This is a genomic window from Streptomyces soli, from assembly GCF_003999195.1.
Lineage (GTDB): Bacteria > Actinomycetota > Actinomycetes > Streptomycetales > Streptomycetaceae > Actinacidiphila > Actinacidiphila soli.
Genome location: NZ_RJVR01000253.1, coordinates 46,102 through 70,173, shown reverse-complemented (window position 1 = coordinate 70,173; position 24,072 = coordinate 46,102). Strand labels below are relative to the sequence as shown.

Genomic DNA, 24,072 nt, shown 5'->3' with positions numbered 1-24,072 from the left:
CGGCGAGCGCGGCCAGGAGCGCGGCCTTGCCGCCGGGGCCGGCGCAGCCGTCCAGCCAGCGGGCGTCGGGGCCTTCGAGCGGCGCGGCGGCGAGGGCGGCGGCCACGAGCTGGCTGCCCTCGTCCTGCACGCCGGCCCGGCCCTCGCGTACCGCTTCGACGCCTGACGGGTCGCCGCCCTCCGCGAGCCGGACTGCGTACGGGGACCAGCGGCCCGGCACGGTCGCCTCGGGCAGGAGCGAGTCGGCGATCTCCTGCGCCGTGGAGCGGCCGGGGCGGGCGACGAGGGTGACCTCGGGGCGCTCGTTGTCGGCGGCCAGCAGTTCCTCGATGCCGGCGCGGCCGCCGCCGAGGGCGTCCCAGAGCGCGGAAACGATCCAGCGGGGGTGGGAGTGGACGACGGCCAGATGGTCCTCAGGGTCGTCGTCGTACGGTGGGGCGACCTGCTCCAGCCACGCGTCGAGGTCCTGCGCCGCGATCCGCCGCAGCACGGCGTTGACGAACTTCGACCGCCCGTCGCCGAGTACGACCCTGGCCAGTTCCACGGTCGCCGACACCGCCGCGTGGCTCGGGATCCGCGTCCCGAGCAGCTGGTGCGCGCCGAGCGCCAGGACGTCCAGCACCGGCGGGTCGACCTCGCGCAGCGGCCGGTCGACGCAGGCCGCGATGACCGCGTCGTACGTCCCCTGCCGCCGCAGCGTCCCGTAGACCAGCTCCGTGGCCAGCGCCGCGTCCCGCCGGTCGAACTCCCGCCCCTTGCGCGTCGCTTCGGCCTCGGCCTCCCGCAGCAACGACGGCAGTACGAGGTTCGCGTACGCTTCCCGCTCGTCGACCGCCCGCAGTGCCTCGAAGGCCAGGATCCGCACGGGGTCCCGCTGCGGACGGCGGTAGGGCCGGCCCTGCGGCTTGCCTTGGGGCTTGCCCTGCGGCTTCCCCTGGTGGGGGGCGGGGCCGGTACGGTGGGGAGAGGCTGCGCTCACGTGAAAGGTGCTCCGGATCGGGGTGACGACGGCGACGGCCTGCGAAGACCTGCGTACCAAGCCTACGGCGCGGCCACTGACGGCCCCTACTCCGGTTGGTCCGTCTGCCCCCCCACCCGCTCGCCGGAGTCGATCCGTACGCCCCGCGCCCAGTCGGCGGCGGCCATCCGCTTCTTGCCCTGCGGCTGGACGTCGCCGAGCCGGACGGCGTAGCTGCCGGTGCCGACGTAGACCGCGTTCTTGGCGACCTCCAGCTCGCCGGGGGCCAGCTCGCGCCGGTCGGGGCGCAGGGTGACGGGCCCGACCTTGAGCCGCTCGCCGTGGAAGAGGGTCCAGGCGCCCGGCGCCGGGGTGCAGCCGCGTACCAGGCGGTCGACACGGAGGGCGGGCGCCGTCCAGTCGATGCGGGCGTCGTCGACGGTGATCTTCGGGGCGAGGGTGACGCCCTCGGCGGGCTGGGGGCGGGCGACGAGGGTGCCGTCCTCGATGCCGTCCATGGTCGCGGTCAGCAGGCGGGCGCCGCTGTGGGCGAGCCGGACCAGCAGGTCGCCGCTGGTGTCGGTGGGCCGGACGTCCTCCGTGACGACGCCGTAGACGGGCCCGGAGTCGAGGCCCTCCTCGATCAGGAAGGTCGACGCGCCGGTCACCTCGTCCCCGGCCATCACGGCGTGCTGCACGGGGGCGGCGCCGCGCCAGGCCGGGAGCAGCGAGAAGTGCAGGTTGATCCAGCCGTGTGCCGGGATGTCGAGCGCGGCCTTCGGCAGCAGTGCCCCGTACGCGACGACCGGGCAGGCGTCCGGGGCGATCTCGCGGAGCCGGGCGAGGAAGTCCTCGTCGCGGGGCCGTCGCGGCTTGAGCACCTCGACTCCGGCCTCCTCCGCGCGCTGCGCGACCGGGCTCGCGAGGAGCTTGCGGCCCCGCCCCGCCGTCGCGTCGGGCCGGGTGACCACGGCGACGACCTCGTGCCGGTCGGAGGCCAGCAGGGCGTCCAGGGCGGGGACGGCGACCTCGGGGGTGCCGGCGAAGACGAGCCTCATGGAGTGTGCGGTGCCTTTCGGTGTGGCGGAGCTTTGGCGAAGCCGTGGCGAAGCGGAATGTCAGAGCGCGCGGCCGAAGGTGCCGTGCGGCGAGATCCTGACCTGCGGCACGGTCTGACCCGCCCACTCCGCGTCACGGATCGCCTTCATCGCCGCCTTGCGCTGCTCCGCGTCGAGCCGGTCGATGAAGATGATGCCGTCCAGGTGGTCGGTCTCGTGCTGGATGCAGCGCGCGAGCAGCTGTGTGCCCTCAATCGTGACGGGGTCGCCGTACATGTTGAAGCCCTTGGCGACCACGCCGTACGCCCGCTTGCAGTCGTACGTGAGCCCCGGCAGCGACAGGCAGCCCTCCGGGCCGTCCTGCTCGTCCTCGGTGAGGCTGAGGTCGGGGTTGACCAGGTGGCCGAGCTCGCCGTCGACGTAGTACGTGAACACCCGCAGTGACACGCCTATCTGAGGTGCCGCCAGGCCGGCGCCGGGGGCGGCCTGCATGGTCTCGGACAGATCCCTGACGAGCGTACGGAGTTCCTTGTCGAAGACGGTGACAGGCTGCGCCGCCATGCGCAGCACCGGGTCACCGAAGAGGCGGATCGGCTGGACGGACACGCGGCGGGCTCCCGTGGTCTGGGCGGATCGGGGGACAGCGACCCAGTCTATGGGGTCGGGGTACGGCGTCACCGGTACGGCGACAGCGGGGGCGTGCGCGCGATCGTGCGCCCCCTGTGAGGTGCGGCGCGCCCCCAGCTGCGTGACCCGCAGGGAGGCTGGCGCGTTGGTCAAAGGAGATTGACCGAAATCGGGCCGATAAGGACGGTCCGTTCCATGCCGGAGCCGGTTCGAGAGGCTTTTTGATGCCCGAACACGCAACGCACGACGCCCAGGCACGGGCAAGCCTGCACCTGCTGGTGCGGGACATCGAGAGGGTCCGCCGCCAAGTGGACGCCCTGCGGACCCTCACCGCCCAGCTGGGCAATGTCTACCGTCCGAGGCGCAGCGGTCCCGCCGCCGGATTCGTCGTCTACGGCCGCGCCCCCGCCCCCACGGTCCGGCTCGCGCAGGAGCTCCGGGACAGCGTCGAGACCCTGGTCACGGCGGCCGTCGAGTTCGACCGCTCGCTCGGCTTCTCGTGGGACGCGGTGGGCTCCGCCCTCGGGGTGACCAAGCAGGCCGTGCACCGCCGCTACGGGGCGCGCCGGACCTCCGCGCCCGGTGCGGACGACACCGCGGCAGCCGTGATCGCCGCCGCCCCGGCCGTCCCCGTGGTGCCCGTGGTCCCCGCCGCCCGTTCGGTGCCGTCCCACGACGAAGCCCTCCCCGGCGCGGTCCCCGGCCCCCGCACCGGCGGAACCCGCACCGGCTGATCCCGTACGCCGCGCCGCGCACCCGCCCCGCCGCCCGCCACGCCGACAGGCAGGACGCCGGGGCGGTGGCATGTGCGGCGGGCTGCCGGCACCCGATGTGCGGCCGGCCACCGTCAGCCGATGTCCGGCGGGTCGATCCGCACCCGCACCGGGTCGGCCTCCTTGCGCGCGATGCGTGCCGTCTGCGCCGCCTTGAGCCCACTCGCCAGCGCGGCCCCACTGCCCTGGCGCACCCGGAGCAGCACCCGCTCCCACTGCTCGCCGGGCGGCGGGTCCCCGGGGCGCCGGGGCCGGCCGGGCTCGACGACGGGGATCGGCACCGGGCCGAGCACATCGGTGCCTTCGGGGAGTTCGGCGGTGGCCACGAGGTCGGCGACGGCTGACGGACGGCCGGCGACCGCCGCCATCCTGGACACCGGCGGGAAGCCCAGCTCGGCGCGCTCCGCCAGCTCCCGCACGGCGTGTCCGGCCGGGTCCCAGCGCACCAGCGCCTGCACCGGCCGCAGCGTCGGTTCGCCCAGTACGACCACAGTGCCGCCCTCTCCCGCGGGGCGCACCAGCGCGGCCGCGCCCGCCCAGCGCCGCAGCGCCTCCTCCCCCGCCCTCAGGTCGGGTCGGTTGAGCAGCGCCCAGCCGTCGAGCAGCAGGGCCGCCGCATAGCCCGGGCCCTCGGCGACCGGTTCGGCGCCCGGCGTGGAGATCACCAGCGCGGGAGCGTCAGGCACCGACGCCAGCACCCCGTCCCGCCCGGACATGCGCACCGGCACCTTGGGGAAGGCCCGGCCCAGCTCGTCCGCTGTGCGCCGGGCGCCGACGACCTGGGCGCGCAGCCGGGAGCCGCCGCACTCATGGCACTGCCAGGCCGTCTCGATCCGCCCGCACCACCCGCACGTCGGCGCACCGCCCCCCTCCCTCAGCTCCAGCGGCCCCGAACAGCCCCCGCACCGGGCGGTCTCCCGGCACCGTTCGCAGGCCAGCCCCGGTACGTATCCCCGGCGCGGCACCTGCACCAGCACCGGGCCGCGCGTCAGCGCCTCCTTCGTCACCTGCCACGCCAGGCTCGGCAGCCGTGCCGCCCGCGCGGCCCCGTCCCGCGCCTCGTCGTTCTCCCCGACCGTACGGATCAGGGGCGCGGCGGCCCGTACCTGCTCACGCGACGCCGTGATGGGCAGCGCCCACCGGGTGTCGACCAGCTGCGCCCCCTCCACGGTGCAGGTGAAGCCGCCCAGCAGAAATCCGGCCCGTTCCTCGGTCGCCCGCAGCAGCAGCACCTCGCGGGCGTGCGGCTGCGGCGCGTGCTGCTCGGAGTGGCTGGAGTCGCCGTCATCCCATATCGCGACCAGCCCGAGGTCGGCGACCGGGGCGAACATCGTGGCCCGCGTCCCCACCACCGCCCGCACCGCGCCCCGGCTCAGCGCCAGCCACCGCCGGTAGCGCTCCTCCGGCCCGGCGTCGGCGGTCAGTACGACATGCCGCCCCTCCCCCAGCAGCCCGGTCAGCGCCGCGTCCACCCGGGCGGCCGCCCTGCCGTCCGGCACCACCGCCAGCGCCCCCCGCCCCGACGCCAGCGTTGCCGCCATCGCCCGGGCCAGCTCCTCCGGCCACTGCGGCCCCGGCAACGCCGTCCACACCGCCCTCGGCGAATCCCCCCGCGCCAGTGCCTGCACAAACGCCGCCCCCGTCGGATACCGCCCCCAGCTCCCCGCCTCCGCAAGCGTCCCCGGCACCCCGGAGAAGGTCGGCGCCGCGGCCGGCGGCTCCGCCTCCACCTTCGCCCGCCTCGGCGGCACCGCCAGCTGCACCACATCCGCCAGCGCCCCCGCGTACCGGTCCGCCACCGCCCGGCACAGCCTCAGCAACTGCGGCGTCAGAACCTGCTCCGGCGACAGCACCTGCGCCAGCGGCGCCAACGGCCCCCGGTAATCACTCTCCGCCAGCCGCGCCACGATGAACCCGTCGTGCAGCTCCCCGCCCTCCCGGCGCCCCTTCACCACCCTCGCCCCGAACCGCACCCGCACCCGCACCCCGGGTTGCGCCTGCTCGTCCATCGCCGCCGGCACCGCGTAGTCGAAGTACTGATCCAGGTGCAGCAGCCCCTTGTCCACCAGCACCCGCGCCACCGGCAACCCCTCCGCCAGCGCCGCCCCCCGCCACGTCCGCGGCTTCGCCCTCGGCCCCTTCGCCTCCCGCACCGTCTCCCGTATGAGCGCAAGCTGCTCCCCCCCAGCGGCCTGATCCCCCGCCGGGGTCGCGTTCCGATCGTTCTCGCTGCTCACAGCCTCAGTGTTACCAGACGGCGCCGACAACGGGCGGCGGCATGGAAACGGCCCCGGACCTGAGGTCAGGTCCGGGGCCGTGAGAAAACCGAGTTACAGGCCGACGGCCTTGCGCAGCGCCTCGACGCGGTCGGTGCGCTCCCAGGTGAAGTCGGGCAGCTCGCGGCCGAAGTGGCCGTAGGCGGCGGTCTGGGCGTAGATGGGGCGGAGCAGGTCCAGGTCGCGAATGATGGCGGCCGGGCGGAGGTCGAACACGGTGCCGATCGCCTCCTCGATCTTCTCGACCTCGACGGTGGCGGTGCCGAAGGTCTCGATGAAGAGACCGACGGGCTCGGCCTTGCCGATGGCGTAGGCGACCTGGACCTCGCAGCGGGAGGCGAGGCCGGCGGCTACGACGTTCTTGGCGACCCAGCGCATGGCGTAGGCGGCGGAGCGGTCGACCTTGGAGGGGTCCTTGCCGGAGAAGGCGCCGCCGCCGTGGCGGGCCATGCCGCCGTAGGTGTCGATGATGATCTTGCGGCCGGTGAGGCCGGCGTCACCCATGGGGCCGCCGATCTCGAAGCGGCCGGTGGGGTTGACGAGGAGGCGGTAGCCGTCGGTGTCGAGCTTGAGGCCCTGGTCGACCAGCGCCTTGAGTTCGGGTTCGACGACGAACTCGCGGATGTCGGGGGCGAGCAGCGAGTCGAGGTCGATGTCGCTCGCGTGCTGCGAGGAGACCACGACGGTGTCCAGACGCACGGCCTTGTCGCCGTTGTACTCGATGGTGACCTGGGTCTTGCCGTCCGGGCGCAGGTACGGGATGGTCCCGTTCTTGCGGACCTCGGTGAGGCGCTTGGAGAGGCGGTGCGCCAGCGTGATGGGGAGCGGCATGAGCTCGGGGGTCTCGTCGGTGGCATAGCCGAACATCAGGCCTTGGTCGCCGGCGCCCTGCTTGTCGAACTCGTCGTCCTCGTCACCCGTGGCGACACCCTCGACCCGCTTCTCGTACGCGGTGTCGACACCCTGGGCGATGTCCGGGGACTGCGCGCCGATGGAGACCGAGACGCCGCAGGAGGCGCCGTCGAAGCCCTTCTTCGACGAGTCGTAGCCGATCTCGAGGATCTTGTTACGGACCAGGGTCGCGATGTCGGCGTAGCCCTTGGTCGTGACCTCACCGGCGACATGCACCAGGCCGGTGGTGATCAACGTCTCGACAGCCACACGGGAGGTGGGGTCCTCCTTGAGGAGCGCGTCGAGGATCGTGTCGCTGATCTGGTCAGCGATCTTGTCTGGGTGTCCCTCGGTGACGGACTCCGAGGTGAACAGGCGGCGGGACACATCGCTCCCTGGGGTTGCAGCGGCTGCTGACTGAACATTTGGCGGCTCGCGCGGGGCTGCGCCCGGCGGTTCCTTGGCTAGTTTATCGTTCGAAGCGTTCCGGTGGACACGGGATCTCGCACCTTGGATGGCCGTGACCTGCGACACCGTATTTCACCGTAGGACGAAGGGGGCTGATCAGCCCAGGCGCCGCGCCACAAGGTCCCACACCAACTCGGCGAGAGCCTCCTTGGGGCCGTACGGGACCGGGGTCTCGGAGCCGTCGGCGGCGAGGACGACGGCCTCGTTCTCCTCGGAGCCGAAGGCCTTGCTGTCGCCCACCTCGTTGACGACGAGCAGGTCGCAGCCCTTGCGGGCGAGCTTGGCGCGGCCGTTGGCGAGGACGTTGTCGGTCTCGGCGGCGAAGCCGACGACGATCTGCCCGGGGTGGGGGCGGTCGTGGGAAAGCTCGGCCAGCACATCCGGGTTGCGTACGAGCTCCAGCGGGGCCGGCTCCTCGCCGTCCTTCTTCTTGATCTTGCCCTCGGCGTAGTGGGCGGGCCGGAAATCGGCGACGGCGGCCGCCATCACCACGGCGTCGGCGTCGGCGGCGGCCTTGAGTACGGCCTCGCGCAACTGTACGGCGGTGCCGACCCGGACCACGTCGGCGCCGGCGGGGTCGGGCAGGGCGGTGTTGGCGGCGACGAGAGTGACGCGGGCGCCCCGGGCGAGGGCGACGCGGGCCAGTGCGTAGCCCTGCTTGCCGGAGGAGCGGTTGCCGAGGTAGCGGACCGGGTCGAGGGGTTCGCGGGTGCCGCCGGCGCTGATGACGACGTGCCGGCCGACCAGGTCCGGGGCGGCGGTGCCCCGGACCAGGACGCGGCGGCAGACCTCGAAGATCTCGCCGGGGTCGGGGAGGCGGCCCTTGCCGGTGTCGACGCCGGTGAGTCGGCCGACGGCGGGCTCGATGACGATGGCGCCGCGGCGGCGCAGGGTGGCGACGTTCTCCCGGGTGGCGGGGTGCTCCCACATCTCGGTGTGCATGGCCGGGGCGAACACCACAGGACATCGCGCCGTGAGCAGGGTGTTGGTGAGCAGGTCGTCGGCCAGGCCGTGGGCGGCCTTGGCGAGGATGTCGGCGGTCGCGGGGGCGACCACCACGAGGTCGGCGTGCTGGCCGATCCGTACGTGCGGGACCTCCTCCACGCCGTCCCACACCCGGGTGGTGGCCCGGTGGCCGGACAGCGCCGACCAGGTGGCCTCGCCCACGAAGTGCAGCGCCGACTGGGTGGGCACCACCCGCACGTCGTGTCCGGACTCGGTGAACCGCCGCAGCAGCTCGCACGCCTTGTACGCGGCGATCCCGCCGCTCACCCCGAGGACGACCTGTGGCTTAGTCATGTGTCTATGACACACCACGGGCCCGGCCGTCATACGGCCGGGCCCGTGGTGGCAGCTCCGAAGGGCTGGAAAGGACTACTGCGCGGGGCCCTCGACGGCCTCGGAGGTCAGCAGACCCGCGTTGATCTCGCGGAGGGCGATCGACAGCGGCTTCTCGTGGACGTGAGTGTCCACCAGCGGGCCGACGTACTCGAGCAGGCCTTCACCGAGCTGCGAGTAGTACGCGTTGATCTGACGCGCACGCTTGGCCGCGTAGATCACGAGGCTGTACTTCGAGTCTGTGGCCTCGAGCAGCTCGTCGATCGGCGGGTTGATGATGCCCTCGGGCGTGGAGATGGAAGAGGACACGCTCTACCTTCCGATAAATGGGGGTCCCCCCAGCGGAGCGAGGGGGCGGAAAAAGATTCGGAGTCAGACAACTCCCATCAAGGCTAGCAGCTCGCGGGCTACATCCTCGACGGAGGTGTTGACAAGGGTCACATCGAACTCGGACTCGGCGGCCAGTTCGACCCGGGCGGCCGCCAGCCGTCGCTCGATCACCTCGGGGGACTCGGTGCCCCGGCCGGTGAGGCGGCGTACGAGCTCCTCCCAGCTGGGCGGCGCCAGGAAGACCAGCTGGGCCTCCGGCATGGCCTTGCGGACCAGCCGGGCGCCCTGCAGATCGATCTCCAGCAGCACCGGCACGCCGGCGTCGAGCTTCTCCAGTACGGGCTGGCGCGGGGTGCCGTAGCGGTGCCCCGCGAAGTCCGCCCACTCCAGCAGTTCCCCGTTGGCGACGAGCTTGTCGAACTCGTCGTCGTCCACGAAGTAGTACTGGACCCCGTGCTTCTCACCGGGGCGCGGCTTGCGGGTGGTGGCCGACACCGAGAGCCAGACCTCGGGGTGGACTTTGCGCATATGGGCGACGACCGTGCTCTTGCCGACCCCGGAGGGGCCGGAGAGCACGGTCAGCCGCGGACGATCCATCATGGAGCGATTATCCCCGGTCCCGAAGGTTCGCGGGACCGCTGGGTCATCAGGCAGCCGGGCTGCCGAACTCGCGCTCCAGGGACGCGATCTGGTTGGAACCCAGCCCGCGGACCCGGCGGCTCTCAGAAATGCCGAGCCGCTCCATGATCTGCTTGGCGCGGACCTTGCCCACGCCGGGCAGGGACTCCAGAAGGGCGGAGACCTTCATCTTGCCGATGACGTCATTCTCCTGGCCCGACTTGATGACCTCATGCAGCGAGGCGCCGGAGTGCTTGAGCCGATTCTTGACCTCGGCGCGCTCCCGGCGAGCCGCGGCGGCCTTCTCGAGCGCGGCAGCGCGCTGTTCAGGGGTAAGGGGCGGAAGAGCCACGCCTACGTCACCTCGGAAGTAGAACTGTCGGATACGGACCGGTGTGGAACCTAGTCGCCCCCGACCTGCAGGGGCAACGTGAAACGCGCACGTTGCGCGCTCTCGTCGGAGACTAGCGGCCGAAGCGCTCAACGTCAGCGCAAACAAGAAGAAAAGTCCTGGTCAGCCTCACCCGATCAGGACTTTTGGGACAAATCACCGCAGGTTTGTGGCCTACTTGACGGATTCGGCCACTTCTGCTGCCTCCCGAGCGGCCGATTCCCGCAGCCCCGCCACCGACGGACCGTGCCGCAGGACCCCCCGGCTGAAGCTCGGGAGAACATCGCGGACGGCGGAGCCGAAGATCCGCGGCAGATCGGCCGCCGTGGCGCCCTGGGCGCCCATACCGGGGGCCAGCAGGGGTCCGTTGACCGCCAACTCCACCCCCGCCTCGGCGAGCGTCGCACCCACCACGGCGCCGACGGAGCCGAGCGGCGTGTCCCCCCGGTTCTCCTCCGCGATGTGGTCGAGCATCACCTGTGCGAGTGATCTGCCGTCGGGCGTGGCGGTCCGCTGCACCTCGGCGCCCTCCGGATTGGAGGTCAGCGCGAGTACGAAGACCCCCGCCCCGCTGATCCGGGCGGCGTCCAGCGCCGGGCGCAGCGAGCCGAAGCCGAGGTAGGGGCTGACGGTGACCGCGTCCGAGAACAGCGGCGAGTCCTTGTCGAGGTAGGTCGCGGCGTAGGCGGCCATGGTCGAGCCGATGTCGCCGCGCTTGGCGTCCATCAGCACCAGCGCGCCGGCCTGCCGCGCGTCCGCCACCGCCCGCTCCAGTACGGCGATGCCGCGCGACCCGAAGCGCTCGAAGAAGGCGCTCTGCGGCTTCAGTACGGCCACCCGGTCGGCCAGCGCCTCGACCACGGTGTTCGTGAAGCGCTCCAGGCCCGCCACGTCGTCGCCCAGGCCCCAGGAGGCCAGCAACGAGGCATGTGGGTCGATGCCCACGCACAGCGGGCCCCGGGTGTCCATGGCGCGGCGCAGCCGGGCGCCGAAGGGTTCGAGGTTTTCGGGGCTCTCCGGGGTCATGCGGCCTTCTCCTTACGGACGGCGGCGCCGACGGCGTCGGCGAGGGTGTCGTACGGGCTCTCGGCGAGGCGGGCGGCCAGGCCCCGGTGGATACGGCGGCACCAGAACGGGCCCTCGTAGATGAAGGCGCTGTAGCCCTGCACCAGCGTGGCACCGGCGAGGATGCGCTGCCAGACGTCCTCGGCGCTCTCCACGCCGCCGACCCCGACCAGGGTGATCCGGTCCCCCACGCGGGCGTACAGGCGGCTCAGCACCTGCAGCGAGCGGGCCTTGAGCGGCGCGCCTGACAGCCCGCCGGTCTCCTTGACCAGGGAGGGGTCCGAGGTCAGCCCGAGGCCCTCGCGGGCGATGGTGGTGTTGGTGGCGATGATTCCGTCCAGCCCCAGCTCCACCGCGAGGTCCGCAACCGCGTCCACGTCCTCGTCCGCGAGGTCCGGCGCGATCTTGACCAGCAGCGGCACCGCGCCGGCGGCCGCCTTCACCCCGGTCAGCAGCGGCCGCAGGTGGCCGACCGCCTGCAGATTGCGCAGGCCGGGGGTGTTCGGCGACGACACGTTGACGACCAGGTAGTCCGCGTGCGGCGCGAGCCTCTCGGCCGACGTCACGTAATCGGCGACCGCTTCCGCCTCCGGGGTGACCTTCGTCTTCCCGATGTTGACGCCCACGACCGGCTTGAAGACCGGATTGCGCGCCCCGAGGCGGGCCGCCACGACTGCCGAGCCCTCGTTGTTGAACCCCATCCGGTTGATCAGCGCCCGGTCGGCCACCAGCCGGAACAACCGCCTCTTGGGATTGCCCGGCTGGGGCTGCGCGGTGACCGTGCCGATCTCGACATGGTCGAACCCGAGCATGGCCAGGCCGTCTATGCCGACCGCGTTCTTGTCGAACCCGGCAGCCAGCCCGAACGGCCCGTGCATGCGCAGACCGAACGCCTCCGTCCGCAGCGCCGCGTGGCGCGGGGCGAGAAGGGCGGCGGCGAGGGTGCGCAGCACCGGGATGCGGGCGGCGAGCCGGATCCAGCCGAAGGCGAGGTGGTGTGCGCGCTCGGGGTCGATCCGGCGGAAGACCAGCTTGAAGAGGAGGGGGTACATGCGGGTTGGTTCTGCCTGTCGGTTGTGGCTGTCGCGAGCCGTCTGCGGGCCGGTGGCCGGGGTTTTCCTCTCCCCGCACCCGCCCCTTCCCGAAACCGGGGCTCCGCCCCGGCCCCCGATTGCCTGGCGTTTCGTCGTCGGCCGCCGACCGGTGGTCGGCCACCCAGCGGAAACCCGAAGCCAACCATTGGCCGATCGGGTGGGCGGGTGGGAGACGGGGGTCCGGGGCGGAGCCCACGGTGGCCTAGGCCTCGCGGGCCTCGGTCAAATGCTGGGCGTGCTCCTGGAGGGAGCGGACGCCGACGTCGCCGCGGTTGAGCGCGTCGATGCCCTGGACGGCCGCGGCGAGGGCCTGGACCGTGGTCAGGCAGGGGACGCCGCGGGCGACGGCGGCGGTGCGGATCTCGTAGCCGTCGAGACGGCCGCCCGTGCCGAAGGGCGTGTTGACGATGAGGTCGACGTCGCCGTTGTGGACGAGCTGGACGATGGTGGGCTCGCCGTCCGGACCGGTGCCCTCGCTGAGCTTGCGGACGACCGTGGCGTGGATGCCGTTGCGCCGCAGCACCTCGGCCGTGCCGGAGGTGGCGAGGAGCTCGAAGCCGTGCTCGACCAGGGCCCGGGCCGGGAAGATCAGGGCGCGCTTGTCACGGTTGGCGACCGAGACGAAGGCACGGCCCTTGGTGGGCAGGGCCCCGTAAGCCGCCGACTGGGACTTGGCGTACGCCGTGCCGAAGACCGAGTCGATGCCCATGACCTCGCCGGTGGAGCGCATCTCCGGGCCGAGGATGGTGTCGACGCCGCGGCCCTGGACATCCCGGAAGCGCGACCAGGGAAGGACGGCCTCCTTCACGGAGATCGGCGCGTCGAGCGGCAGAGTGCCGCCGTCGCCGGTCGCCGGCAGCAGACCTTCGGCGCGCAGCTCGGCGATGGTCGCGCCGAGCGAGATGCGGGCGGCGGCCTTGGCGAGCGGCACGGCGGTGGCCTTGGAAGTGAAGGGGACCGTACGCGAGGCGCGCGGGTTGGCTTCGAGGACGTACAGGATGTCGCCGGCGAGGGCGAACTGGATGTTGATCAGGCCCTGGACGCCGACGCCCTTCGCGATGGCCTCCGTCGAGGCCCGCAGGCGCTTGATGTCGTGGCCGCCGAGCGTGATCGGGGGCAGGGCGCAGGCGGAGTCGCCGGAGTGGATGCCGGCTTCCTCGATGTGCTCCATGACGCCGCCGAGGTAGAGCTCGTGGCCGTCGTAGAGCGCGTCGACGTCGATCTCGATGGCGTCGTCGAGGAAGCGGTCGACCAGCACCGGGCGGTCGGGGCCGATCTCGGTGGACTCGGCGATGTACGTGGCGAGCCGGGCCTCGTCGTAGACAATCTCCATGCCGCGTCCGCCGAGCACGTACGAGGGCCGTACGAGGACGGGGTAGCCGATCTCGTCGGCGATGGCCTTGGCCTGGTCGAAGGTGGTCGCCGTGCCGTGCTTGGGGGCCGGCAGGCCCGCCTCGCTGAGCACCCGGCCGAAGGCGCCGCGGTCCTCGGCGAGGTGGATGGCCTCGGGCGAGGTGCCGACGACGGGCACGCCGTTGTCCTTGAGCGCCTGGGCCAGGCCCAGCGGGGTCTGGCCGCCGAGCTGGACGATGACACCCGCCACCGGTCCGGCCAAGGTCTCGGCGTGGACGATCTCCAGGACGTCCTCGAGGGTGAGCGGCTCGAAGTAGAGCCGGTCGGAGGTGTCGTAGTCGGTGGAGACCGTCTCGGGGTTGCAGTTGACCATCACGGTCTCGTAGCCGGCGTCGCTCAGCGCGAAGGAGGCGTGGACGCAGGAGTAGTCGAACTCGATGCCCTGGCCGATGCGGTTGGGGCCCGAGCCGAGGATGATCACGGCAGGCTTCCCGCGGGGCGCGACCTCGGTCTCCTCGTCGTACGAGGAGTAGAAGTACGGGGTGTTGGCGGCGAATTCGGCGGCGCAGGTGTCGACCGTCTTGTAGACCGGGCGGACGCCGAGCGCGTGCCGGACCTCGCGGACGACGTCCTCGCGCAGTCCGCGGATGCCGGCGATCTGGGTGTCGGAGAAGCCGTTGCGCTTGGCCTCGGCCAGCAGTTCGGGAGCGAGGCGGTCGGCGGCGGCGAGCTCGTCCGCGGTCTCCTTGATGAGGAAGAGCTGGTCGACGAACCACGGGTCGATCTTGGTGGCGTCGAAGACCTCCTCCTGGGTGGCCCCGGCGCGGATGGCCTCCATGACGGTGTTGATCCGGCCGTCGGTGGGGATCCGGGAGGTGGCCAGCAGCTCCGCCTTGTCGGCGGGCTCGCCGGTGAAGGAGAACTGCGAGCCCTTCTTCTCCAGCGAGCGCAGCGCCTTCTGCAGCGCCTCGGGGAAGTTGCGGCCGATGGCCATGGCCTCGCCGACCGACTTCATGGTGGTGGTGAGGGTCGCGTCGGCGGCCGGGAACTTCTCGAAGGCGAAGCGCGGCACCTTGACGACGACGTAGTCGAGAGTCGGCTCGAAGGAGGCCGGGGTCTTCTCGGTGATGTCGTTGGGGATCTCGTCGAGGGTGTAGCCGACGGCGAGCCGGGCGGCGATCTTGGCGATCGGGAAGCCGGTGGCCTTGGACGCCAGCGCCGAGGAGCGGGAGACGCGGGGGTTCATCTCGATGACGATGACCCGGCCGTCCTCGGGATTGACCGCGAACTGGATGTTGCAGCCGCCAGTGTCGACGCCGACCTCGCGGATCACGGCGATGCCGATGTCGCGGAGGATCTGGTACTCGCGGTCGGTGAGGGTCATCGCCGGGGCGACGGTGATGGAGTCGCCGGTGTGCACACCCATGGGGTCGAAGTTCTCGATGGAGCACACGACCACGACGTTGTCGTGTCTGTCGCGCATCAGCTCCAGCTCGTACTCCTTCCAGCCGAGGATGGACTCCTCCAGAAGCACCTCGGTGGTCGGCGAGAGGGTCAGGCCCTGGCCGGCGATGCGGCGCAGCTCGTCCTCGTCGTGGGCGAAGCCGGAGCCGGCGCCGCCCATGGTGAAGGAGGGGCGGACGACGACCGGGTAGCCGCCAAGTTCGTCGACGCCCGCCAGGACGTCGTCCATGGAGTGGCAGATGACGGAGCGGGCGGACTCGCCGTGGCCGATCTTGGCCTTGACGGCCCGGACGACCTCCTTGAACAGGTCGCGGTCCTCGCCCTTGTTGATCGCCTCGACGTTGGCGCCGATCAGCTCGACGCCGTACTTGTCAAGGGTGCCGTTGCTGTGGAGGGAGATCGCGGTGTTGAGCGCGGTCTGGCCGCCCAGGGTGGGGAGGAGGGCGTCGGGACGCTCCTTGGCGATGATCTTCTCGACGTACTCCGGGGTGATCGGCTCGACGTACGTGGCGTCGGCGATCTCCGGGTCGGTCATGATCGTGGCCGGGTTGGAGTTGACCAGGATGACCCGCAGGCCCTCGGACCTGAGGACGCGGCAGGCCTGGGTGCCGGAGTAGTCGAACTCGGCGGCCTGGCCGATGACGATCGGGCCGGAGCCGATGACCAGGACGGACTGGATATCGGTGCGCTTAGGCACGCTGGCCCTCCATGAGCTCTACGCCGTGCTTGTCTTGTTCGTCTCGCATGAGCTCGACGAAACGGTCGAACAGGTAGGCCGCGTCGTGCGGGCCGGCTGCGGCTTCGGGGTGGTACTGGACGCTGAAGGCGGGGGTGTCGAGCAGCCGCAGACCCTCGACCACGTTGTCGTTGAGGCAGACGTGGGAGACCTCGACCCGGCCGTAGGGCGTGTCGGAGACGGCGTCGAGCGGCGCGTCGACCGCGAAGCCGTGGTTGTGCGCGGTGACCTCGACCTTGCCGGTGGTGCGGTCCTGCACCGGCTGGTTGATGCCGCGGTGGCCGTACTTCAGCTTGTACGTGCCGAAGCCGACGGCCCGGCCGAGCAGCTGGTTGCCGAAGCAGATCCCGAACAGCGGGGTGCGGCGCTCCAGGACGCCCTGGATGACGGTGAGGTCGGCGGTGGCCGGGTCGCCGGGGCCGTTGGAGAGGAACACGCCGTCCGGCTGGACCGCGTAGACGTCGTCGAGGGTGGCCGTGGCGGGCAGGACGTGGACCTCGATGCCGCGCTCGGCCATGCGGTGCGGGGTCATGCCCTTGATGCCCAGGTCGAGGGCGGCGACGGTGAACTTCTTCTCGCCGATCGCCGGGACGACGTACGTCTCGCTCGTGGCGACCTCGGCGGAGAGGTTCGCGCCCTTCATCTGGGGGCTGGCCTGCACCTTGGCGAGCAGTGTCGCCTCGTCGGCGATCGCCTCGCCGGAGAAGATGCCGACGCGCATGGCGCCGCGCTCACGCAGGTGGCGGGTGAGGGCGCGGGTGTCGATGCCGCTGATCCCGACGATCCCCTGCTTGACCAGCTCCTCGTCCAGGGTGCGGACGGAGCGCCAGTTGGACGGGACACGGGCGGGGTCGCGGACGACGTAGCCGGCGACCCAGATCCGGGAGGACTCGGGGTCCTCGTCGTTGACGCCGGTGTTGCCGATGTGCGGGGCGGTCATGACAACCACTTGGCGGTGGTAGGAGGGGTCGGTCAGGGTCTCCTGGTAGCCGCTCATGCCGGTGGAGAACACGGCCTCGCCGAAGGTCTCCCCCACGGCCCCGTAGGCGCGGCCGCGGAAGCTGCGGCCGTCCTCCAGGACGAGTACGGCGGAGACCCTGCGGGCCCGCTGGGTGGAGGTGGTCATCGTGCGCCTTCCTGGTCGTGCGAAATCGTGTTGATGGCCTCGACCCAGGCGTCGTGCTCGGCTGCCTGGTCGGAGCGGAATCCGGAGTCGATCAGCTTGTCCCCGTGCGCCCAGGTGACCACCAGCAGGCCGCCCTCGGTGAGGACCTTGCCGGCGATGCCCTTGTCGAGCCGGGCCTCGCGCAGCTGCGCCGCCGGTACGAAGAAGTCGGTGGCCCCGGGGCGTACGACGGTCAGTCCCGCGTCCGTGAGCGTCAGCTCGGCACGGCTGCGGGTGCCCAGGCCGTGGGCGACGATCCGGTCGAGCCACTGCCCGGCGGTGGTCGAGCCGTGGTAGCGGCCGGACATGGTGAGCTTCGGCTCTCCCCCAGCCTGGCGGCTGGGAGGTGCCGCCAGGGCGTCGGGCGCGGTGGGCAGCTCGGGCAGGTCGCTCTGCAGGGTGGCGCGCCACTTCCAGCCCTCACGCATCAGCCAGTAGACCAGCGCGACGAAGAGCAGCAGTCCGACCACCCAGCCGGCGCGGTCGGCCCAGTCGGTGACCTGCGCGGACTGCTTCGGGTCGGCGATGAGTACCAGAGGTGTCACGTGAGCTTCCCGTCCATGACCGTCGCCTTGCCCCGCAGGAAGGTGGCGATCACCTGGCCCGGCAGCTCGATGCCCTCGTACGGGGTGTTGCGGCTGCGGGAGGCGAAGCCCGCGGGATTCACCACACCACGGTATGCCGGATCGACCAGCGTGAGGTTGGCGGGCTCACCAGCCGAGACGGGCCGTCCGTGGCTCCCCCTGGCTCCGCCGGGGGCACCCCCAGCGAGGCGGCCGATGACCGCCGGGCGGAAGGACATCCGGTCGGCGACGCCGGCCCAGTCCAGCAGCCCGGTCTCGACCATCGTGTGCTGGACGACGGCCAGCGCGGTCTCCAGGCCCACCATGCCCATCGCCGCGGCCGCCCACTCGCAGTCCTTGTCCTCGTGCGGGTGCGGGGCGTGGTCGGTGGCGACGCAGTCGATGGTGCCGTCGGCCAGGGCCTCGCGCAGGGCCATGACGTCGGCCTCGGTGCGCAGCGGCGGGTTGACCTTGTAGACGGGGTTGTACGAGCGGACCAGTTCGTCGGTGAGAAGCAGGTGGTGCGGGGTGACCTCGGCGGTGACGTCCCAGCCCTTGGACTTGGCCCACCGTACGATCTCGACCGAGCCGGCGGTGGAGAGGTGGCAGATGTGCACCCGGGAGCCGACGTGGGCGGCCAGCAGCACATCGCGGGCGATGATCGACTCCTCCGCGACGGCCGGCCAGCCGGTGAGGCCCAGCTCCCCGGAGACGGTGCCCTCGTTCATCTGGGCGCCCTCGGTCAGCCGCGGCTCCTGGGCGTGCTGGGCGACGACACCGTCGAAGGCCTTCACGTACTCCAGCGCCCGGCGCATGATCACGGCGTCGTCCACGCACTTGCCGTCGTCCGAGAAGACCCGCACACCCGCCGCCGAGTCGGCCATGGCGCCCAGCTCGGCGAGCTGCTTGCCCTCCAGGCCGACCGTGACCGCGCCGACCGGCTGCACGTCGCAGTAGCCGTGCTCCTTGCCGAGCCGCCAGACCTGCTCCACGACGCCGGCGGTGTCGGCGACGGGGAAGGTGTTGGCCATGGCGTGCACGGCCGTGTAGCCGCCGACGGCGGCCGCGCGGGTGCCGGTGAGGACGGTCTCGGAGTCCTCGCGGCCGGGCTCGCGCAGGTGGGTGTGGAGGTCGACCAGGCCGGGGAGCAGGATCTTGCCGTCCGCCTCGACGACGGTGGCGTCACCGGCTTCGAGCCCTGTGCCCACGGCGGCGATGGTCCCGCCGTCGATCAGTACGTCCTGAGGCTCGCCGCCGAGGATCCTCGCGCCGCGAATAAGGGTCTTGCTCATGCTTACTGGTTCTCCTCGGTGCGGGCGTGCGTGACGGCAGGGCCGGTGACGGCAGGGGCAGCGCCGCCGAGCAGCAGGTACAGGACGGCCATACGGATGCTGACACCGTTCTTGACCTGCTCGACGGCGGTGCAGCGCGGCGAGTCGGCGACCTCGGCGGTGATCTCCATGCCCCGGTTCATCGGCCCGGGGTGCATGACGATGGCGTGCTCCGGCAGGCAGGCCATGCGCGTGCCGTCCAGGCCGTAGCGGCGGGCGTATTCGCGCTCGGTGGGGAAGAAGGCGGCGTTCATGCGCTCGCGCTGGACGCGGAGCATCATCACGGCGTCGGACTTGGCCAGCACCGCGTTCAGGTCGTACGAGATCTCGCAGGGCCAGTTCTCGACGCCGATCGGCAGCAGGGTGGGCGGGGCCACGAGGGTCACCTCGGCGCCCAGCGTGTTGAGCAGCAGCACGTTGGAGCGGGCGACCCGGCTGTGCAGGATGTCGCCGACGACCGTGATCCGGCGGCCGGCCAGGTCGCGGCCGGTACCGGACAGGTGGCGGCGCATGGTGAAGGCGTCCAGCAGGGCCTGGGTGGGGTGTTCGTGGGTGCCATCGCCCGCGTTGACGACCGAGCCGTTGATCCAGCCGGAGTTGGCCAGGCGGTGCGGGGCGCCGGAGGTGTGGTGGCGGATGACGACGGCGTCGGCGCCCATCGCCTCCAGGGTCAGGGCGGTGTCCTTCAAGGATTCGCCCTTGGAGACCGAGGAGCCCTTGGCGGAGAAGTTGATGACGTCGGCGGACAGCCGCTTGGCGGCCGCCTCGAAGGAGATGCGGGTTCGGGTCGAGTCCTCGAAGAAGAGGTTGACGACCGTGCGGCCGCGCAGCGTCGGCAGTTTCTTGATGGGCCGGTCGGCGACGCGGGCCATTTCCTCGGCGGTGTCGAGGACCAGGATGGCGTCGTCGCGGGTGAGGTCCGCGGCCGAGATGAGGTGGCGCTTCATCGGGTTCGCTCCGTGGAAGGGATGTACAGGAAGCGGAGGGCACGCGGGAAGCCCGGAACAGTCCCCGGGCTCCCGCGAACGGCGCTACTGGTCGCGGGTGCCCAGCAGGACGGTGTCGCGGCCGTCCTCCTCGGTCAGCTGGACCTTCACGGTCTCGCGCAGCGAGGTGGGGATGTTCTTGCCGACGTAGTCGGCGCGGATGGGCAGCTCGCGGTGGCCGCGGTCGACCAGGACCGCCAGCTGTACGGCGCGCGGCCGCCCGATGTCGTTGAGAGCGTCCAGGGCGGCCCGGATCGTACGGCCCGAGAAGAGCACGTCGTCGACGAGGACGACCAGCCGGCCGTCCACCCCGTCGCCCGGAATGTCGGTGCGGGCGAGGGCGCGCGCCGGGCCGAGCCGCAGGTCGTCGCGGTACATGGTGATATCGAGGGAGCCGACCAGCACCTTGCGGCCGGTGATCTCGGCGAGCTTGTCGGCGAGCCGGCGGGCGAGGAAGACGCCACGCGTCGGGATACCGAGGAGCACCACGTCGTCGGCGCCCTTGGCGCGTTCGACGATCTCGTGGGCGATGCGGGTCAGGACCCGCTCGATGTCCGGTGCCTCCAGGACGGGGCGAGCCGGAGCTGAGCTGTTTTCGCTGTTTTCGGCCATCAGAAATGGACCTCCTTCCCCGCCTCACGGGACGGGCCTTAAAGGACGCCAGAGTTACGATGTCACCGTAGCAGGTGGCCGGGCATGATCTCGCAGAGTCGGTCCACAGGGTACGCGAAACGCCGTAATCACGTCATATCGAACGCCAAGGTGGTACCGGTGTGGCCCATTCGGCTTGACGGATTCCAATTACGCTGCGTAACCTCACAGTGAGTTACTGAGTTTTCGTCCGGGGAGCCTTATGTCCAGCGATTACGCCAAACAGCTCGGAGCCAAGCTCCGTGCCATCCGCACGCAGCAGGGACTCTCCCTCCACGGCGTCGAGGAGAAGTCCCAGGGCCGCTGGAAGGCCGTGGTCGTCGGCTCGTACGAGCGCGGCGACCGTGCGGTGACCGTGCAGCGCCTTGCCGAGCTCGCCGATTTCTACGGCGTGCCGGTGCAGGAGCTGCTGCCCGGGTCCGCGCCCGGCGGGGCTGCCGAGCCGCCGCCGAAGCTTGTGCTCGACCTTGAGCGGCTCTCCCAGGTGCCGTCCGACAAGGCCGGCCCGCTCCAGCGCTACGCCGCCACCATCCAGAGCCAGCGTGGTGACTACAACGGCAAGGTGCTCTCGATCCGCCAGGACGACCTCCGCACCCTCGCCGTCATCTACGACCAGTCCCCTTCGGTCCTCACCGACCAGCTCATCAGCTGGGGCGTCCTGGACGCGGACGCGCGCCGCGCCGTCCAGCAGGAGGAGGGCTGACGCCCTCGGTTCAGCAGAAACGTTCGCCCGGGTGTGCGGCGTCCAAACGGACGCCGGACACCCGGGCGCCTTTTTGGCCAGAAGGCGTCCGCAGGGCGAGCGGGCCCGCGGCGGAAAAAGGCCGAGGCCCGGAACGCGATGCGTTCCGGGCCTCGGTGCCGCGGCGAAGCCGTAAGCGCTAGTCGCGCCGCAGGCCGGGCTTGAGGTCCTTGAGCCGAGCCAGCAGGCCGTTCACGAAGGCCGGCGACTCCTCCGTGGAGAACTCCTTGGCGAGCTGCACGGCCTCGTCCAGGACGACAGCGTCGGGGACGTCGTCCTCCCAGATCAGCTCGTACGCGCCGAGGCGCAGGACGTTGCGGTCAACGACCGGCATGCGGTCGAGGGTCCAGCCGACGGCATACGTGGCAAGCAGCTCGTCGATGCGCTCGGCGTGAGCCGCGTAGCCCTCGATGAGCTGCATGGTGTACTCGCTGACCGGCGGTTGCCGGTCGTCGGTCCGGGCGAGCCGTATCCAGTCCGCCATGGCGATCTTGGGGCCGACACCCCGCTGCTCCGCCTCGAAGAGGATCTGGAAGGCCCGCTTGCGGGCCTTGTTGCGGGCAGCCACGGTTAGTTGTTCACCCGGCCGAGGTAGTCACCCGTGCGGGTGTCGACCTTGATCTTCTCACCCGTGGTGATGAAGAGCGGCACGCCGACCTCGTAACCGGTCTCCAGGCGCGCGGGCTTGGTGCCGCCAGTGGAGCGGTCGCCCTGGACGCCGGGCTCGGTGTACTCGATGACGAGTTCGACAGCGGCCGGGAGTTCGATGTAGAGCGGCGAGCCCTCGTACATCGCGACGACGGCCTCGAAGCCCTCGAGGAGGTAGTTGGCGGCGTCGCCGACCACCTCGGGAGAGACGTAGATCTGGTCGTACGTGTCCATGTCCATGAACACGAAGCTCTCGCCGTCCTTGTAGGAGAACTGCATGCCGCGCTTGTCGACGTTGGCCGTCTCGACCTTCACACCGGCGTTGAAGGTCTTGTCGACGACCTTGCCGGAGAGCACGTTCTTGAGCTTCGTACGGACGAAGGCGGGGCCCTTGCCGGGCTTGACGTGCTGGAACTCGACTACGGACCAGAGCTGGCCTCCGTCGAGCTTGAGCACGAGGCCGTTCTTGAGGTCGTTCGTGGATGCCACGGTTGCGGAATCTCCTGGACTGCTGCTGCGGAGACCAAATGTGCGCGCCCACTAAAGGGCGAGCAGCTCCTTGGTCGTGATGGTGAGTAGCTCGGGCCCGCCGTCCGCCTGAGGACGTACGACGAGTGTGTCGTCGATGCGGACACCGCCTCGGCCCGGAAGGTGGACCCCCGGTTCGACGGTGACCGGCACGCAAGCGTCCAGTTTACCCATGGCCGCGGGCGACAGCCGAGGGTCCTCGCCGATCTCCAGGCCGACGCCGTGCCCGGTGCTCTCCCCCAGCGCTTCCGCGTACCCGGCGGAGGCCACCAGTTGGCGGGCGGCACGGTCGACATCGCGGCAGGCCACACCCGGTGCGAGGGCCTCGCGGCCGGCTCGCTGGGCGGCGAAGACCAGCTCGTACAGGTCGATCTGCCAGTCGGCGGGAGTCGTCCCGATGACGAAGGTACGGCCGACCTCGCACCGGTATCCGCGGTAGTTGGCGCCCAGACAGACGGTGAGGAAGTCGCCCTCCTCGACCCGCCGGTCGGTCGGGAGGTGGTTCGCGGCGCCGGAGTGGGGCCCGGTCCCGACGTACGTGGGGAAGGCGGGGCCGTCGGCGCCGTGGTCGACCAGGCGGCGCTCCAGTTCCAGGGCGAGGTGCCGTTCGGTGCGGCCGACCAGGATGGATTCCAGCAGTTCGCCGAGGGCCTGGTCGGCGATCTCGGCGGAGATCCGCAGGGCCGAGATCTCCTGCTCGTCCTTGACCAGGCGCAGCTGCTCCACAGCCCCGCCCAGGTCGGCCAGCCGGATGCCGGGCACGACGGAGGCGATGGCGCGGTGCCGGGCGACCGTCAGGTGGTGCTCCTCGACGGCCAGCGCCTCGGCCTTGCGCTCCTGGGCGAGACCGGCTGCGGCCACGACCGGGTCGCCGTCCGGCGCGGGCAGCACCACGGCCCGTACGTCCTCCGGCACCTGGCCCTCGGCGAGGTCGCCGGACGGCCGGCGGCGGTGGACCAGGACGTCCTGCGAGCCGGGACCGACCAGCAGGACGGCGTCGGCGGGGGCGCAGCCGGTCAGGTAACGGACGTTGGCCGGGCGCGAGACCAGGGCCGCTTCCGCCCCGGCCGCGGCGCAGCGGTCACGAAGACGTTCCCGGCGGACAGCGTGCACCTCGGACATGTGGCGAGCGTACGTCGGGGCCCGGCGGACGGCCTCTTGAGAGGGTCCGGCAGTGCGCTCGCCGGGCCCCACGTGCGCCTACCAGGCCGGGGGCCCCTGGAGGCTGCGGGCCACGACGCTGTCGAGCGCGGTCGCGGCAGCGGGGACGTCGAGCTGGGAGTTGTCGATGATGGGCAGCCCGGAGCCGTACCAGCCGGCCATGCGGCCGTGGATGCGGGCGACCTCGTCATCGGACAGGCGGCGGTTGCCCGAGCGCTGCGCGTTGCGGGCCAGGACCACGTCCAGGCCGGGGAGGAGGACGACGGGCAGCAGCCCGGGGCCCACGTGCCGCTTCCAGCCGCCGAGGCCGACCACGGGCCGGTCGGGGAAGACGGCGTCGTCGATGATGCAGGAGATGCCGTTGGCCAGGAAATTGCGGGCCGAGAACCCGCAGGTGCGGCGGGCGAGTCGATACTGCGCCTCGGAGTGCTCGTTCCAGCCCGACTGGGGGTCCGCGAACCCCGACCGCACCCATTCACGTACGTCGTCCAGGCTGATGTGCGCCGTCGGTACGCCGCGGTGGTCCGCCCAGTGGCGGGCGATGGTCGTCTTGCCCGCGCCCGCCGCGCCGATCAGCAGGACCGCCACGGGTGCGTGTGGCTGCGCCTGCGGCTGTGCCTGCGGCAGCTGGACCGCGGCACCTGGCGGCAGGGGGAAGTGCCCGGTGGTGCCGGAGGGCTGCGGCGGCCCCACAGCGTGCTGCATGTCGGCCCACTCCGTCTCGTACGGCTTTGCTTACACGACCGGCGGATTCAGCGCCGTTCGCTACCGAACGGTACCGTCCCGGGGCCCAGTTGTGTGAACGGCCCGGCCCGCCCGCCCCTCCCCGCTAGGCTTCCGGGGTTCCGCCCCGGGCC

The 24,072-nt window shown here is 71.6% G+C and carries 23 protein-coding genes; 2 read left to right on the top strand and 21 right to left on the bottom strand.

Annotated elements, in window-relative coordinates:
• The 3 genes from EFK10_RS25825 to def all read right to left on the bottom strand — a co-directional run.
• Positions 1–865: transcription antitermination factor NusB (locus tag EFK10_RS25825; RefSeq protein ID WP_322973401.1), on the bottom strand; the 865-nt coding region annotated here is incomplete at its 3' end.
• A gap of 200 nt (positions 866–1,065) precedes the next feature.
• Entirely contained in the window at positions 1,066–2,016 is a 951-nt protein-coding gene (gene fmt, locus EFK10_RS25820; RefSeq protein ID WP_127358063.1) for a methionyl-tRNA formyltransferase, read from the bottom strand.
• A 60-nt stretch (positions 2,017–2,076) separates the two neighbouring features.
• Entirely contained in the window at positions 2,077–2,622 is a 546-nt protein-coding gene (gene def, locus EFK10_RS25815) for a peptide deformylase (protein WP_127358062.1), read from the bottom strand.
• A 245-nt stretch (positions 2,623–2,867) separates the two neighbouring features.
• Between def and EFK10_RS25810 the strand changes: the two genes are divergently transcribed.
• The gene (locus EFK10_RS25810; protein WP_127358061.1) at positions 2,868–3,377 is read left to right on the top strand and encodes a hypothetical protein; all 510 of its coding nucleotides are present in this window, start codon (positions 2,868–2,870) and stop codon (positions 3,375–3,377) included.
• A 113-nt stretch (positions 3,378–3,490) separates the two neighbouring features.
• Here the strand turns inward: EFK10_RS25810 and EFK10_RS25805 are convergent, their stop codons facing one another.
• From EFK10_RS25805 to pyrR, 14 genes are all read right to left on the bottom strand, one after another.
• On the bottom strand, positions 3,491–5,653 hold the full coding sequence (locus EFK10_RS25805; protein WP_127358060.1) for a primosomal protein N': 2,163 nt from the start codon (positions 5,651–5,653) through the stop codon (positions 3,491–3,493).
• A 93-nt stretch (positions 5,654–5,746) separates the two neighbouring features.
• Positions 5,747–6,970, bottom strand: coding sequence for a methionine adenosyltransferase (metK, locus tag EFK10_RS25800; RefSeq protein ID WP_127358059.1), 1,224 nt, complete (start codon positions 6,968–6,970; stop codon positions 5,747–5,749).
• 177 nt (positions 6,971–7,147) lie between these two features.
• Positions 7,148–8,350 carry a bifunctional phosphopantothenoylcysteine decarboxylase/phosphopantothenate--cysteine ligase CoaBC gene (coaBC, locus tag EFK10_RS25795; RefSeq protein WP_127358058.1) on the bottom strand — a complete coding sequence of 401 codons (1,203 nt, stop codon included), beginning with the start codon at positions 8,348–8,350 and terminating at the stop codon, positions 7,148–7,150.
• Between the two features lie 75 nt (positions 8,351–8,425).
• A complete protein-coding gene (rpoZ, locus tag EFK10_RS25790) occupies positions 8,426–8,698 on the bottom strand; it encodes a DNA-directed RNA polymerase subunit omega (protein WP_006382157.1) in 273 nt (90 codons plus the stop codon).
• Between the two features lie 63 nt (positions 8,699–8,761).
• Positions 8,762–9,319 (bottom strand): guanylate kinase, encoded by a 558-nt coding sequence (gene gmk, locus EFK10_RS25785; protein ID WP_127358057.1) that lies wholly within the window; start codon positions 9,317–9,319, stop codon positions 8,762–8,764.
• 46 nt (positions 9,320–9,365) lie between these two features.
• A complete protein-coding gene (locus EFK10_RS25780) occupies positions 9,366–9,689 on the bottom strand; it encodes an integration host factor (RefSeq protein ID WP_127358056.1) in 324 nt (107 codons plus the stop codon).
• A 213-nt stretch (positions 9,690–9,902) separates the two neighbouring features.
• On the bottom strand, positions 9,903–10,754 hold the full coding sequence (pyrF, locus tag EFK10_RS25775; RefSeq protein ID WP_127358055.1) for an orotidine-5'-phosphate decarboxylase: 852 nt from the start codon (positions 10,752–10,754) through the stop codon (positions 9,903–9,905).
• Positions 10,751–11,845: a quinone-dependent dihydroorotate dehydrogenase gene (locus EFK10_RS25770; protein ID WP_127358054.1), complete on the bottom strand. Its 1,095-nt coding sequence runs from the start codon at positions 11,843–11,845 to the stop codon at positions 10,751–10,753. Before EFK10_RS25770 ends, pyrF begins: the two co-directional genes overlap by 4 nt.
• Positions 11,846–12,089: 244 nt before the next feature.
• The gene (gene carB / locus EFK10_RS25765; RefSeq protein ID WP_127358053.1) at positions 12,090–15,401 is read right to left on the bottom strand and encodes a carbamoyl-phosphate synthase large subunit; all 3,312 of its coding nucleotides are present in this window, start codon (positions 15,399–15,401) and stop codon (positions 12,090–12,092) included.
• Entirely contained in the window at positions 15,394–16,566 is a 1,173-nt protein-coding gene (gene carA, locus EFK10_RS25760) for a glutamine-hydrolyzing carbamoyl-phosphate synthase small subunit (RefSeq protein ID WP_127358052.1), read from the bottom strand. The genes carB and carA overlap by 8 nt, the downstream gene beginning before the upstream one ends.
• Entirely contained in the window at positions 16,563–17,150 is a 588-nt protein-coding gene (locus EFK10_RS25755) for a PH-like domain-containing protein (RefSeq protein ID WP_127358051.1), read from the bottom strand. The genes carA and EFK10_RS25755 overlap by 4 nt, the downstream gene beginning before the upstream one ends.
• A complete protein-coding gene (locus EFK10_RS25750; protein WP_127358050.1) occupies positions 17,147–18,460 on the bottom strand; it encodes a dihydroorotase in 1,314 nt (437 codons plus the stop codon). The genes EFK10_RS25755 and EFK10_RS25750 overlap by 4 nt, the downstream gene beginning before the upstream one ends.
• 2 nt (positions 18,461–18,462) lie before the next feature.
• Entirely contained in the window at positions 18,463–19,446 is a 984-nt protein-coding gene (locus EFK10_RS25745) for an aspartate carbamoyltransferase catalytic subunit (protein ID WP_127358049.1), read from the bottom strand.
• Positions 19,447–19,530: 84 nt separating this feature from the next.
• On the bottom strand, positions 19,531–20,097 hold the full coding sequence (gene pyrR / locus EFK10_RS25740; RefSeq protein WP_127358048.1) for a bifunctional pyr operon transcriptional regulator/uracil phosphoribosyltransferase PyrR: 567 nt from the start codon (positions 20,095–20,097) through the stop codon (positions 19,531–19,533).
• A gap of 241 nt (positions 20,098–20,338) precedes the next feature.
• Here pyrR and bldD point away from each other — a divergent pair, with 241 nt between their 5' ends.
• Complete coding sequence (gene bldD, locus EFK10_RS25735) at positions 20,339–20,839, top strand: transcriptional regulator BldD (protein WP_127358047.1); 501 nt, start codon at positions 20,339–20,341, stop codon at positions 20,837–20,839.
• A gap of 178 nt (positions 20,840–21,017) precedes the next feature.
• Here bldD and nusB read toward each other — a convergent pair whose 3' ends face one another.
• From nusB to EFK10_RS25715, 4 genes are all read right to left on the bottom strand, one after another.
• Positions 21,018–21,446: a transcription antitermination factor NusB gene (gene nusB / locus EFK10_RS25730; RefSeq protein ID WP_127358046.1), complete on the bottom strand. Its 429-nt coding sequence runs from the start codon at positions 21,444–21,446 to the stop codon at positions 21,018–21,020.
• A gap of 2 nt (positions 21,447–21,448) precedes the next feature.
• Positions 21,449–22,015 carry an elongation factor P gene (gene efp / locus EFK10_RS25725; RefSeq protein ID WP_127358045.1) on the bottom strand — a complete coding sequence of 189 codons (567 nt, stop codon included), beginning with the start codon at positions 22,013–22,015 and terminating at the stop codon, positions 21,449–21,451.
• 51 nt (positions 22,016–22,066) lie between these two features.
• Complete coding sequence (locus EFK10_RS25720) at positions 22,067–23,176, bottom strand: aminopeptidase P family protein (RefSeq protein ID WP_127358044.1); 1,110 nt, start codon at positions 23,174–23,176, stop codon at positions 22,067–22,069.
• Positions 23,177–23,254: 78 nt separating this feature from the next.
• The gene (locus EFK10_RS25715; protein WP_127358043.1) at positions 23,255–23,920 is read right to left on the bottom strand and encodes an AAA family ATPase; all 666 of its coding nucleotides are present in this window, start codon (positions 23,918–23,920) and stop codon (positions 23,255–23,257) included.
• Positions 23,921–24,072: the final 152 nt, after the last annotated feature.

What these genes read in the sequence shown, in the direction of transcription:
- fmt (WP_127358063.1), bottom strand. Translation starts at nt 2,016, where the DNA reads ATGAGGCTCGTCTTCGCCGGCACCCCCGAGGTCGCCGTCCCCGCCCTG.
- EFK10_RS25810 (WP_127358061.1), top strand. Translation starts at nt 2,868, where the DNA reads ATGCCCGAACACGCAACGCACGACGCCCAGGCACGGGCAAGCCTGCAC.
- coaBC (WP_127358058.1), bottom strand. Translation starts at nt 8,350, where the DNA reads ATGACTAAGCCACAGGTCGTCCTCGGGGTGAGCGGCGGGATCGCCGCG.
- gmk (WP_127358057.1), bottom strand. Translation starts at nt 9,319, where the DNA reads ATGATGGATCGTCCGCGGCTGACCGTGCTCTCCGGCCCCTCCGGGGTC.
- pyrF (WP_127358055.1), bottom strand. Translation starts at nt 10,754, where the DNA reads ATGACCCCGGAGAGCCCCGAAAACCTCGAACCCTTCGGCGCCCGGCTG.
- EFK10_RS25770 (WP_127358054.1), bottom strand. Translation starts at nt 11,845, where the DNA reads ATGTACCCCCTCCTCTTCAAGCTGGTCTTCCGCCGGATCGACCCCGAG.
- carA (WP_127358052.1), bottom strand. Translation starts at nt 16,566, where the DNA reads ATGACCACCTCCACCCAGCGGGCCCGCAGGGTCTCCGCCGTACTCGTC.
- EFK10_RS25750 (WP_127358050.1), bottom strand. Translation starts at nt 18,460, where the DNA reads ATGAGCAAGACCCTTATTCGCGGCGCGAGGATCCTCGGCGGCGAGCCT.
- EFK10_RS25745 (WP_127358049.1), bottom strand. Translation starts at nt 19,446, where the DNA reads ATGAAGCGCCACCTCATCTCGGCCGCGGACCTCACCCGCGACGACGCC.
- pyrR (WP_127358048.1), bottom strand. Translation starts at nt 20,097, where the DNA reads ATGGCCGAAAACAGCGAAAACAGCTCAGCTCCGGCTCGCCCCGTCCTG.
- bldD (WP_127358047.1), top strand. Translation starts at nt 20,339, where the DNA reads ATGTCCAGCGATTACGCCAAACAGCTCGGAGCCAAGCTCCGTGCCATC.
- EFK10_RS25720 (WP_127358044.1), bottom strand. Translation starts at nt 23,176, where the DNA reads ATGTCCGAGGTGCACGCTGTCCGCCGGGAACGTCTTCGTGACCGCTGC.
- EFK10_RS25715 (WP_127358043.1), bottom strand. Translation starts at nt 23,920, where the DNA reads ATGCAGCACGCTGTGGGGCCGCCGCAGCCCTCCGGCACCACCGGGCAC.